General features: G+C 41.9%; 14 protein-coding genes. 8 read left to right on the forward strand and 6 right to left on the reverse strand.

All coding sequences use genetic code 11. The features are described 5' to 3' along the window. The first annotated feature begins 324 nt into the window (after positions 1-324). Together N7974_RS19010 and N7974_RS19015 are read left to right on the forward strand one after the other, a co-directional pair. Positions 325-495 (forward strand): hypothetical protein, encoded by a 171-nt coding sequence (locus tag N7974_RS19010; protein ID WP_262967123.1) that lies wholly within the window; start codon positions 325-327, stop codon positions 493-495. A gap of 444 nt (positions 496-939) precedes the next feature. After that, complete coding sequence (locus tag N7974_RS19015) at positions 940-1,398, forward strand: YaiI/YqxD family protein (RefSeq protein WP_262967124.1); 459 nt, start codon at positions 940-942, stop codon at positions 1,396-1,398. A 61-nt stretch (positions 1,399-1,459) separates the two neighbouring features. Here the strand turns inward: N7974_RS19015 and N7974_RS19020 are convergent, their stop codons facing one another. Together N7974_RS19020 and N7974_RS19025 are read right to left on the reverse strand one after the other, a co-directional pair. Beyond that, entirely contained in the window at positions 1,460-1,963 is a 504-nt protein-coding gene (locus tag N7974_RS19020; RefSeq protein ID WP_262967125.1) for a M48 metallopeptidase family protein, read from the reverse strand. Between the two features lie 49 nt (positions 1,964-2,012). Further along, positions 2,013-2,318: a DUF5710 domain-containing protein gene (locus N7974_RS19025; RefSeq protein WP_262967126.1), complete on the reverse strand. Its 306-nt coding sequence runs from the start codon at positions 2,316-2,318 to the stop codon at positions 2,013-2,015. Between the two features lie 201 nt (positions 2,319-2,519). Here N7974_RS19025 and phoB point away from each other — a divergent pair, with 201 nt between their 5' ends. Continuing rightward, positions 2,520-3,212 carry a phosphate regulon transcriptional regulator PhoB gene (gene phoB / locus N7974_RS19030; RefSeq protein WP_262967127.1) on the forward strand — a complete coding sequence of 231 codons (693 nt, stop codon included), beginning with the start codon at positions 2,520-2,522 and terminating at the stop codon, positions 3,210-3,212. 5 nt (positions 3,213-3,217) lie between these two features. Further along, entirely contained in the window at positions 3,218-4,495 is a 1,278-nt protein-coding gene (gene phoR, locus N7974_RS19035; RefSeq protein WP_262967128.1) for a phosphate regulon sensor histidine kinase PhoR, read from the forward strand. Between the two features lie 111 nt (positions 4,496-4,606). Here the strand turns inward: phoR and N7974_RS19040 are convergent, their stop codons facing one another. The 3 genes from N7974_RS19040 to N7974_RS19050 all read right to left on the reverse strand — a co-directional run bounded on the left by N7974_RS19040 (position 4,607) and on the right by N7974_RS19050 (position 5,612). Next, the gene (locus N7974_RS19040; RefSeq protein WP_262967129.1) at positions 4,607-4,969 is read right to left on the reverse strand and encodes a hypothetical protein; all 363 of its coding nucleotides are present in this window, start codon (positions 4,967-4,969) and stop codon (positions 4,607-4,609) included. Positions 4,970-5,189: 220 nt separating this feature from the next. Continuing rightward, entirely contained in the window at positions 5,190-5,363 is a 174-nt protein-coding gene (locus N7974_RS19045; protein WP_262967130.1) for a hypothetical protein, read from the reverse strand. A gap of 15 nt (positions 5,364-5,378) precedes the next feature. Next, entirely contained in the window at positions 5,379-5,612 is a 234-nt protein-coding gene (locus N7974_RS19050; RefSeq protein ID WP_262967131.1) for a thioredoxin family protein, read from the reverse strand. A gap of 366 nt (positions 5,613-5,978) precedes the next feature. Between N7974_RS19050 and zwf the strand changes: the two genes are divergently transcribed. The 4 genes from zwf to gltA all read left to right on the forward strand — a co-directional run bounded on the left by zwf (position 5,979) and on the right by gltA (position 11,418). Beyond that, positions 5,979-7,448, forward strand: coding sequence for a glucose-6-phosphate dehydrogenase (zwf, locus tag N7974_RS19055; RefSeq protein WP_262967132.1), 1,470 nt, complete (start codon positions 5,979-5,981; stop codon positions 7,446-7,448). A gap of 35 nt (positions 7,449-7,483) precedes the next feature. Continuing rightward, entirely contained in the window at positions 7,484-9,304 is a 1,821-nt protein-coding gene (edd, locus tag N7974_RS19060; protein WP_262967133.1) for a phosphogluconate dehydratase, read from the forward strand. A gap of 108 nt (positions 9,305-9,412) precedes the next feature. After that, positions 9,413-10,063, forward strand: coding sequence for a bifunctional 4-hydroxy-2-oxoglutarate aldolase/2-dehydro-3-deoxy-phosphogluconate aldolase (locus N7974_RS19065; RefSeq protein ID WP_262967134.1), 651 nt, complete (start codon positions 9,413-9,415; stop codon positions 10,061-10,063). A 53-nt stretch (positions 10,064-10,116) separates the two neighbouring features. Continuing rightward, a complete protein-coding gene (gene gltA, locus N7974_RS19070; RefSeq protein ID WP_262967135.1) occupies positions 10,117-11,418 on the forward strand; it encodes a citrate synthase in 1,302 nt (433 codons plus the stop codon). Positions 11,419-11,600: 182 nt separating this feature from the next. On the opposite strand, the gene N7974_RS19075 is transcribed toward gltA, so the two are convergent. Next, positions 11,601-11,732 carry a hypothetical protein gene (locus tag N7974_RS19075; RefSeq protein WP_262967136.1) on the reverse strand — a complete coding sequence of 44 codons (132 nt, stop codon included), beginning with the start codon at positions 11,730-11,732 and terminating at the stop codon, positions 11,601-11,603. Between the last annotated feature and the right edge of the window lie 219 nt (positions 11,733-11,951).

The raw sequence follows: 11,951 nt of genomic DNA on the forward strand, positions 1-11,951 counted from the left end.
AAAACTTTTTATAAAGTGCGCAGGTTCGTGCATCAACATGCTGTTGAAATACGTCCAATTCTAACACTGATTGGCTTACTCGTTTTCCTGCTGTTTTTCTAAGCTTAAAAACTTGAACATCGAGTAAAACACTACTTAACCAGCAACAATTATTCTTTAGTAAGCCGTGCTTAAACTCATACTCATATGAATAGTTGATGAACCTAATGTATCAAATAAAGAAACAATCCATATATTCCCAGTGTTATTGTCAACAATAAAGGTCTTCTGTATAGTTAAGTTGTAGTTTAAAAAAACCTTTCAACTTTATAAGAGAACTTACCCATGAATGATCTTCAAAAAGATATTTTAACCGCAACGATGTTTATAATCGGCCTGGTTGGCTTTGTTTCAGGCGAATTTATCATCTCATCCACACTATTCGCCTCAGCGGCTATTGCCAGCAACATTAACTTAAATCGCAAACGGATCAAAGCTGAGCAAATTTCATGCTAGTGTGGTCTTTGGTTAAATTGCTTAACCAATTGTTTTAAAAACTTCCAGGGCTTAAACGTCTTGGAAGTTTTAATTTCACAGCCGTCCTTCTGCTTAATCATTTGTTTAAAATGCCTTGTACATAAATAGTATTGCCATTTCTGGCAAACATCAATCCCATCCCAAGATACCTGAACACTATAACCAAAACCGTACGACAATTTTGCCTCAGCTCAACATTAAATCAATAAGATTTTGATCATCACACTAGCGAATAGTCCAATACTGGTGCCACTTTTTTATTATAAAAAATCTGTTATCTCCCATGTCTATACAAGACTTGTCATACAATCAACACCGCTAAATGTCATTCAACGGAATAAACAGATAAAATCGAACCTTACTGAAAAAGCTAAACCTGACAACCAGAAAACTTGGTGATTTTTTTACTGATGAGAATAAGTTATGCAAATATGGATTGATGCGGATGCCTGTCCGAAAATGCTCAAAGACATTTTATTTCGGGTGGCCGAGCGCACCAAAATAATGACGACGCTGGTCGCTAACCAATACCTGCAAACTCCACCGTCACGCAATATAAAGTTACTGCAAGTACATTCGGGCTTCGATGTAGCCGATAACGTCATTGTCAAAAATTTAAGTGCTGGTGATTTAGTTATTACCGGGGATATTCCGTTAGCGTATGAAGTAATCTGCAAAGGTGGCCATGCCATTAATCATCGAGGCGAACGCTATACCGAGGACAACATTAAAGATCGCTTGAATATACGTGATTTTATGGATACCTTACGCGGTAGCGGAATTGATACCGGCGGACCCTCTGCGTTAAACTCAAAAGATATACAAGCATTTGCCAATCAACTGGATAAATTTTTGACTCAACAACTGTCAGAAAATGAATAAAAGACAGGGTAATATTTTTCTTACCAAAAAAACAACCCTACAGCCTCTGGAAAAACAATATTCAGTAAAGCTTTCCAACCCGATCAAGGTAAGTCAGATAAAGTCGCATATCAAATTCTAACTGATGGTAATCCGGCTCCATATGTTCGCATAATTTGTAGAAGGCCTTGTTGTGCTCTTTTTCTCTTAAATGGGCAAGCTCATGCACAACAATCATTTTAAGGCATTCTAATGGAACATTTTTAAAAACCGAGCCTATTCGAATTTCATTTTTTGCTTTCAGGTTATTGCCCTGAACTCTGGATACAAAAGAATGTAGTCCCAAGGCTTGATGGATCACATCAATTTTGTCATCATAAATAACTTTGCTAAGCGGACCGGATTGCCTGAGAAATTGATTCTTTAACTCCACGACATAACCATAAAGTGCTTTGTCAGTTCTGATATCATGGCTAACAGGGTACTTTTTTAATAATAGCCCGGCCAATTTATCATTATCGATAAGGCTATGGATCTGGTCTGTTATTGTTACAGGGTAGCCAGTCAGGTATTTTAATGTGCTCATTTTAACTCTTCAGATTCGTTAGCCGATCGATGTTGTGAAAAAACATCTCTTAATCCCAAGGCGGTTCATCGCCATTATAGGCAACAAAATTTTTGTCTGTTGCCTGGGTAATCGTACCAATTGCGGTGTTATTGGCAGAAGCACCTGTGGTGGATGACTTACGAATAACAGGTTTACTGATTATTGGAGATGATTCCAAAGTGCCCGTTTGAGGTTGCCACTTGGCAAAAACAGTACTGTCCATATTTACAGGAACATACCATTTTTTGTTGACGGCATCCCACTTGGCGCCCAGCGCTTTTACTGCATCTTTTTGTGCATAAGGCACAGTGAGGTAAGTTTTAGACGTTGTCATTATAGTGTGTGATCAATCAAACTTAATTTTGTACATGGCTTTATTGTAAATCATTGTTTACGCAAGCTGACTGAAAATTTACTTTCTCGAAGTTTATGGAAGCAATTTTTTATATCTTTAAAGACTGAATATTAAACTTTTGTCATAATGAAGTAATAAGGTCTTTGTTACAATAGCCAATTTTTATTCAAGATACTAATTATGTCTAATTTTAATGTTCTCGTTGTTGAAGATGAAGATGCCATCAGAGGAATGTTAATGATGATTCTTGAGCAGTCAGGTTTTGCACCGATTGCTGCCGGCGATGCAGAAGATGCGCAGAAAGCATTGGATGACAACCTGCCGGATCTAATACTGCTGGACTGGATGTTACCAGGCATTAGCGGTGTTGAATGGGCCAGACGCCTTAAGAAAGAACCTGTTTATCGTGATATTCCTATTATATTATTAACAGCACGCGGCGAAGAAGAGGATAAAGTTAGAGGCCTTGAAATTGGTGCTGATGATTACATGACCAAGCCTTTTTCGCCCAAGGAATTAGTGGCACGCATTCGCGCTGTTTTGCGTAGAAGTGGGAAAATACAAGGTCAGGCCCAAATTATCCTGGGCGATTTAATACTGGATACTGAACAGCACAGACTAAGCATTGGCGACAGGCAATTGGAAGTAAGTCCCACCGAATTTCGATTAATGCATTTTTTTATGACCCATCCTGATAAAGTTTACAGTCGTACTCAATTGCTGGATCAGGTTTGGGGACGTAGTGTCTACATTGAAGAACGCACTATTGATGTACATATTCGACGACTAAGAAAAATTCTTGAGGAATACGGGCGCGAAGATTTAGTACAAACCGTGCGTGGTTTTGGTTACCGGTTTTCACTGATGGATTAAGAACTATGGGGATATGGCAAAAAGAGATAACCAAATTGCTTTTGCTATTGTTGGCGACGGCAATTTTTGGCGCAGTAACGGGGGTATTTCTACCCATATTGTTGTTACTAATGCTTGGCATCATTGTGCGTCAGATAATCCAGATTACTCAGTTTGAAAAATGGATAAGTACTGGTGGGCGAGGCAAGTATCCAAAGGCAACCGGTATTTGGGAAGAAATTTATTACCATATTTATCGTATTAAAAAGAATGAGAAACGCCGCAAAAAGAAACTGGGTAAAATGATTGATCAGTTTCGTCAATCCACCGAAGCTTTACCTGACGCTGCCATTGTTTTAGGCATTGATGATGAAATAGACTGGGCAAATAAAGCAGCGAGAGATGTTTTTGGTTTGCAGCAATCAGATAAAGGCCAACGAATTCCTAATCTCATTCGTTTCCCTGAATTTATCAGTTATCTGAAATCCGGAGATTATAAAGAATCTGTTATATTACCGTCGCCTGTCGACAACCGTATTACTCTGGAAGTACGAATCATACCCTATGGCGCAGGCCTGCGATTACTGCTGGCGCAAGATGTTACGCAACTAAAAAAAATGGAACGGATGCGTAAGGATTTTGTGGCCAATGTATCTCATGAACTAAGAACCCCACTAACCGTGTTAAAAGGTTATCTGGAAACCTTACAAGACCTGGATGATGAAAACTCTCCGTTATTAACCAACTCGTTCCAGCAAATGCTGGGGCAAACGGAGCGTATGCAGCATCTTGTTGATGATTTATTATTATTGGCTCGTTTGGAAACTCAACAGAAAAAGACAAAATGCGTCAACGTACCTGAGTTATTAAGCCAAATTTGCAAAGAAGGCGATACCCTGGAAAATGCGTCAAGACGAATTGAATTAACACTGGAAACCGCTGTACATATTCGAGGTGAAGAGCAGGAATTGCGCAGTGCTTTTACGAATTTATTAAGTAATGCACTCAAATATTCGCCGGAAAACTCGCTGGTAAAAGTGCGCTGGTATCAAGACAATGTATCTATAATACTGGCTATTGAAGATCAGGGGGAAGGCATTACAAAAGTAGAAATGCCCAGAATTACAGAACGGTTTTACCGGATTGAAACCAAGCGACTCAAAAAAGTAAACGGAACAGGTTTAGGTTTGGCTATTGTCAAACACGTACTAATGCGCCACGATGCTCACTTAAACATCACCAGTGAATTAGGCAAAGGCAGTTGTTTTAGCTGTCGTTTTCCTATTTGTCGAATTTGTATGTAAAGCATTATCCGGCACCTTACCATTATTCAATAGCAACCTGTAGGAACAACTATAAAATTTCCTACAGGTTAAGCATCAGATAAATTCTATTGCCATAGAAGTTTCGCCTTACTAGCCTTTACCCGGTAGCATACCTACCGAACCGGGCTTAATGAGCTTGCAGGCAACAACGACATCTTCCAGATGACATTGTTTTTTACCGCTATCAGTATCACTACATGGCGCACAAACGACCTTGCCTTTATCCTTGATTGCCTCAACGTGCCAACCGTAACCCTGCGTTTGACAAAACTTTTTACTGTAGCTTTTAATATTGTAAGGCTTTGAAGCTGTTGCAACAGCCTCGGATTCTACTGCACAACCCGGTGAAGGCCTCGTGTTTGCCATAAGATCTCTGTAAATATATTCTGTTGCCGATGTTGTACCTGAAAAAAAGGCCAAAACTGCCAACAGGCCCAGTAAATTAAGTCTCATAATTTTTCTCCCGGTTATTATTATTGTTTTTACTAAATCATTTTAATGCGCTAAAGCTGAGATGACACTGGTCTTGTCATTCATTGCCTCTATTGTCAAAATAGGTACGTAGCCCATCTACTCGCCTATTTTCCGCCTCGGCAATGAACAAAAATGCGGCGCCATTTGGGGTTATTTATTCTTGAATCACCTTAATGCCAATCAATTAAAATGGTTTAAATCAGTTCAAAACCCTGATATTCATTTGGGCATTTTCCTCGTCTAATTGCTGCTTAATCGGTGCAAACTTGTCATTCTCACTTTGTTTAATCATAAAAATGCCGGTTACTATTACAAATATAGCCACTCCGACATATAACCAGAACAGGTCTTTTTTTTGTGCTTCTTCAATCATATCGCCCCCTTATATTTACTTTAAATCATCAATGGATGCGCCAAAGTTGATATGAAAAACCTGGTCATTTAAGACCAATGCCGGAACTGATTTAACCCCGGCGGCTTCTGCTTCAGCTATTCGATCGGCATGGTCACCCAGATGTACAACTTCAATCTGATATTTTGTACGATCAATGGCATCGGCGACCATTTGCTCTGCGCCCAAACAAACCGGGCAACCGGCATGATAAAAAATTGCAGTACTCATAAATAATTACCTTTTACATGTTAGTAGTGAATCGCTACTATAAAAGCACTTAAAGGACCTGTCAACAAAATTTCGATTCGCTACTAATACTCAGTTAGCCATACGATGCCGAGTAACGCCGCCATTTCAGGCATACCGGCTATCTCATCACTATTGTAGTGAAATATTTACGTGCCTATAACACACCAACACCGGCATCAAGCGTACAAACAGCATTAATAACAACCTCAATCACTTGGTAGTAAAAGGATTGCAATCAATACAGCATCTTAAAACGATTTCTGCGATAATGATGCCTGAATATTTCGCAAAAAATCTGCGTTTCTCTTACACTCAGCCTATAATTTTTTACTCGATAACCGACACATGAAAGCCAAAAAAACATTTAAACCCTGTGATTTAGTCATTTATGGTGCCATGGGTGATCTATCGAAACGCAAGCTGCTCATTTCCTTATATCGCCTTGAAAACGCTAATTTCATCGAACCTGATACCCGTATTATCGGGGTAGACCTGCATGATATAAAAAGCTCAGGATTTATTGAACTGGCACACAAAAGCTTGCAGGAATTTTTAAGCGATGGCATTGACAGCAAAGTATGGGAGCGATTTTCAGCCAGACTTTCCTATCTGAAAATAGATCTAACCCAACCGGATCAATATCTGCAATTAAATGCTGTGATTGATCAACAATCAAGGGTGATGATCAATTACTTTGCCGTATCGCCATTTTTATTTAAAAGCATTTGCCAAGGACTCGACAAATCAGAGATTTTGACTGAAAACTCGCGGATGGTGATGGAAAAACCTATCGGTCATAACCTTAAATCATCAATAGAAATTAATGATGAAGTGGCAAAAGTATTCACTGAAAAACAGGTTTATCGTATTGATCATTACCTGGGCAAAGAAACGGTATTAAATTTATTGGCGTTACGCTTTGCTAATTCTATTTTCACTACTAACTGGAATCACAGCACCATTGATCATATTCAGATTACCGTTGCTGAAGAAGTCGGTATTGAAGGTCGCTGGGATTATTTCGATAAAACCGGACAGTTACGGGATATGCTGCAAAACCACTTGTTACAGATTCTGACTTTTATTGCCATGGAGCCGCCTGTTGATCTGGAAGCTGACAGTATTCAAAATGAAAAAATAAAGGTTCTTAAAGCACTGCGTCCGATTACCAGCAACAACGTTGAAGAAAAAACTGTCCGCGGACAGTACAGCGCTGGTTACATTAAAGGTGTGGCTGTACCAGGCTACCTTGAAGAAGACGGTGCCAATACCGAAAGCACGACAGAAAGTTTTGTCGCCTTGCGAGTTGATATTGATAACTGGCGTTGGGCAGGTGTACCGTTCTATTTACGCACCGGTAAGCGCTTAACCGGCAAACGCACCGAGATTGTGGTTTACTTTAAACAGTTGCCGCACAATATCTTTAAAGACAGCTTTCGTGAATTGCCGCCTAATAAATTAATTATTCATCTACAACCGAATGAAGGTGTAGAAATTGAGATGCTTAATAAAATACCCGGCATTGACGAACATATTAAACTGCAAAAGACCAAGCTGGATTTAAGCTTTTCTGATACGTTTAAAAAAAGCCGGATTTTTGGCGGCTATGAAAAACTGGTACTTGAAGCCATGCGCGGCAATCCGACCCTGTTCCTTAGCCGCGAAGAAATTGAACAAGCCTGGACATGGGTTGATTCTATACAGGATGCTTGGCATCATTACAAAGATACTCCCAAGCCTTACTCTGCCGGTTCTTGGGGACCTGTCGCCTCGGTTGCCCTGATTGCCAGAGATGGCCGTGCCTGGGAAGAATAACTAAGCCTCCGCCTAACTCTAAAACAGGAAAAAATATGCATCCCGTAATTGAAAAAGTGACGCAAGAAATCATTGAGCGTAGTCATAAAACCCGTTCAGCCTACATCACCTATATCGATGCTATCGCTAAAAAAGGCCCTATTCGTTCAGGAATAGGCTGCGGTAATTTGGCTCACGGCTTTGCTGCCTGCAGTGCCAGTGAGAAAGCCGATTTAACCGGCGATCAAAAAGCCAATATCGCCATCATCACCTCTTATAATGATATGTTGTCGGCCCACCAACCTTACAAGGATGCGCCTGATTTAGTCAAAGCCGCTATCAGGGAAGCAGGTGGCGTCGCTCAGGTTGCTGGAGGCGTACCGGCAATGTGTGACGGAATCACTCAAGGTCAACCGGGTATGGAGCTGTCATTATTTAGCCGCGACTTGATTGCCATGGCGACTGCGGTAGGCTTGAGCCACAATATGTTTGATGGCGCAATTTATATGGGCGTTTGTGACAAAATTGTACCGGGCCTGTTGATTGGTGCGCTAAGTTTTGGTCACTTACCGGCCATATTTATCCCCGCCGGCCCCATGCCCAGCGGCTTAACCAATAAAGAAAAAGCACGCGCACGCCAAGCTTACGCTATCGGCAAAATCGGTCGTAAAGAGCTACTGGAAGCAGAATCTGCCTCATACCACAGCCCTGGAACTTGTACCTTTTACGGCACGGCAAATAGCAACCAGATGATGATGGAAATTATGGGCTTACATCTCCCCGGTAGCTCATTCATTAATCCTTATACACCGTTACGTGATGAATTAACCAAAGCGGCAGCCAAACAAGTTTTAAAATTTACCGCGCTGGGCGATGATTATCGCCCGATTGCCCATATGATTTCTGAAAAGGCCATCGTCAATGCCGTCATCGGTTTATTGGCAACGGGTGGCTCAACCAACCACACCATGCATTTAATTGCTATTGCCCGTGCATCAGGCATCGTTCTTAACTGGGATGATTTTAATCATCTATCCAAAGCGATTCCATTAATTACAAAAATTTATCCCAATGGCCCTGCGGATGTTAACCATTTTCAGGCGGCTGGCGGCATGGGTGTATTAATTGCCGAGTTGTTAAGAAACGGCCTGCTGCATGAAGATATTATAACTGTTGCTGATCAGCAAGGCATGAACAACTATTGCCAGGAACCCAAACTAATAGACAACAAATTAATCTGGGAACCTGTACCGGAAACGTCTTTAGATACTGAAGTTCTCGGCACCGTAGAAAAACCATTTGCTGTCGGTGGCGGTTTACATGTTATGCACGGCAACTTGGGTCGTGGTATATCCAAACTGTCGGCAGTATCACCGGAACATCAAATCGTTGAAGCTCCTGCCATCGTATTCGATGACCAGGAAGATATGCTTGCCGCTTTTAAACGCGGTGAACTGGAACGGGATTTTATCGCTGTTATCCGCTTTCAGGGACCTCGCTCCAATGGTATGCCGGAACTGCATAAACTGACACCGCCACTGGGTGTCCTGCAAGATAAAGGTTTCAAGGTTGCACTGGTTACTGATGGCCGTATGTCAGGCGCTTCGGGCAAAGTTCCTTCAGCTATCCACATGTGTCCGGAATGTGAATCCGGCGGTCCTTTAGCCAAGGTACAAACGGGGGATATTATTTCCATGAACCTGCAAACCGGCGATATTAATGTATTGGTTGATGACGCTGAATTTAATGCCAGAATTCCGGCACCCAATTCTGCCAAAAACCATCACTATGGTATGGGACGCGAGATGTTTGGTCGCTTCCGTCTGGGTGCATCTTCTGCTGAAACAGGCGCTTCCAACTTGTTTCTTGTTGATTAACTTCAAAATAATAATACAGGTTGGATCAGGCAGGCATAACCTGCCTTTTCAACCTATTTGTCGGGTTACGCCATGCTAACCCAACCTACAAAACTACCGGATAACACAATGAATTCAAACAACTGGAAAATCCAACCTACAGACGTTTTAAACGCCGGACCTGTCATGCCCGTTATGGTTATTCAAAATCTTGAAGATGCCGTGCCTTTGGCAAAAGCCTTGGTTGCCGGTGGCATTAAAGTACTGGAAATAACCCTGCGTACACCGGTCGCATTGGATGCCATCCGCCTTATTAGCCAAGAAGTTAAAGAAGCGATTGTTGGTGCAGGCACTATTACGACTCCCGAACAATTAAAAGCGGCTGAAGATGCCGGTGCGGTTTTTGCCATTAGCCCTGGTTTAACGCCTACGCTACTGGCTGCCGCTAAAGCCGGAAATATTACCTTGATTCCAGGAATTTCAACTTTGTCAGAATTAATGATAGGTATGGAATATGGCCTTGATCATTTCAAATTTTTCCCGGCTGAAGCGGCTGGTGGTATTCCGATGCTAAAATCCATCGCAGGACCGATTCCACAAGCCACTTTTTGCCCAACTGGTGGAATTTCCCCTGAAAATTACAGTGCCTATTTAAGCTTAAGTAACGTCGCTTGTGTAGGCGGATCATGGCTGGTTCCTGCGGATGCGGTAAAATCGAAAAACTGGGCACAAGTCACTGAATTGGCAAAACAAGCCATCGCTAATGTTACTCACGCCTAAACTATCTGACCTTGCGATAGTGCCATACCGTTTTTAAAATAGAGAGAAAAGCCATGACCAATCCACGTAGTATGACCTTAAATGAGAACGCTCAGACTTTATGCGAGCTACCTATTTTATCTGGAACTACGGGACCTGATGTAATAGATGTCGAGACCCTGTATAAACAAACCGGCATGTTTACTTACGATCCTGGCTTTACGTCTACCGCCAGTTGCAGCTCAACCATCACCTACATAGATGGTGAGGCAGGTATCTTGCTTTACCGTGGTTACCCGATTGAACAACTGGCAGAAAAATGTACTTTTCTGGAGGTTTGCTATTTACTCCTGAACGGTGAACTGCCCAGCAGCCCGCAAATGCAGGAGTTTGAAGGTACTATTACCATGCACACGATGGTACATGACCAACTGACCAACTTCTTCAAAGGCTTTCGGCGTGACGCGCACCCGATGGCTATTATGGTTGCTGTAGTGGGTGCCTTGTCGGCTTTTTATCACGATGCACTGGATATACAATCCAAAGAACATCGTGACTTAAGTGCCATTCGGCTGATTGCCAAAGTACCGACCATCGTCGCAATGTGCCATAAATACAGCACCGGCCTGCCATTTATGTATCCACAAAACAAGCTGAATTATGTGGAAAACTTTATGCGGATGATGCTGGGAACACCATGTGATGACTTTATACCTAATCCGGTATTGGTACGCGCACTGGACAGAATTTTAATTCTTCATGCCGACCATGAACAAAACGCTTCAACGTCAACCGTCCGCCTGGCCGGTTCCAGCGGTGCCAATCCATACGTTTGTATTACTGCCGGGATTGCCTGTCTCTGGGGTGCAGCCCACGGTGGTGCCAATGAAGCCGTACTCAACATGCTGATAGAAATTGATGATGTTGAACATATCCCCGCTTATATAAATAAGGCCAAGGATAAAAACGATCCGTTCAGATTGATGGGCTTTGGTCACCGCGTTTATAAAAATCATGACCCACGCGCCATATTAATGCGGGCAACCTGTCATGAAGTCCTCACAGAACTTGGCTTACATGATGACAAATTATTTAAATTAGCGCTTGAACTTGAACGTATTGCGCTTGAAGATGATTACTTTATCTCGAAAAAGCTTTACCCGAATGTCGATTTTTATTCAGGTATTGTCTTGCATGCCTTAGGCATACCCACCAACATGTTTACTGCCATGTTCGCCATGGGCAGAACAGTCGGCTGGATTGCACATTGGGATGAAATGATAGCCGATCCCGATCAAAAAATTGGCCGACCAAGACAACTTTATACCGGTGCAACAAGGCGCGATGTACCTGCTCAGCATGGTAAATCAGTTTAAGTAGAAATAGACACTCCCTCCCCTAAAAACATGAGTATCCATAATACTCATGAGTAAATCCCGGGCATCCCTGCCCGGTGATTCTCCGACAATTAAACCTGTAAATAGCCGTCACTGACTTTCTATTATGTAATGATTGTTACATTCCGATGCTACATTATTTACTTCCCCTGAAGCCCGCATCAACTATGGCAAGATTTTGCCGAAACGACCCCATTGAACACAACGGCAAAAAAGGCGATATTATCCAGCTCAATAAACTGCATATTGCCATGCTGTGTGATTTTAATTCGGCCATTATTATTAATAGACATCTTTCCTAAATAATCGACATAGAATTTGGCCTTTATAAGGTTAAAATAGTGATCTACCTCTGAAAACACGGATAGCCATGACTCCTTATGCCCAATTACCAAGACACAAGCCTGAAGAATTTTTAAGGACTGTCGGCCTGTCACCAGAAGATTTTCTGCATCTTCACGGTAAGCTGGCGACTTACCTGGACGAACAAAAAGTCCTTAATCCACTGACTA

Source organism: Methylobacter psychrophilus, from assembly GCF_025583945.1.
Lineage (GTDB): Bacteria > Pseudomonadota > Gammaproteobacteria > Methylococcales > Methylomonadaceae > Methylobacter_C > Methylobacter_C psychrophilus.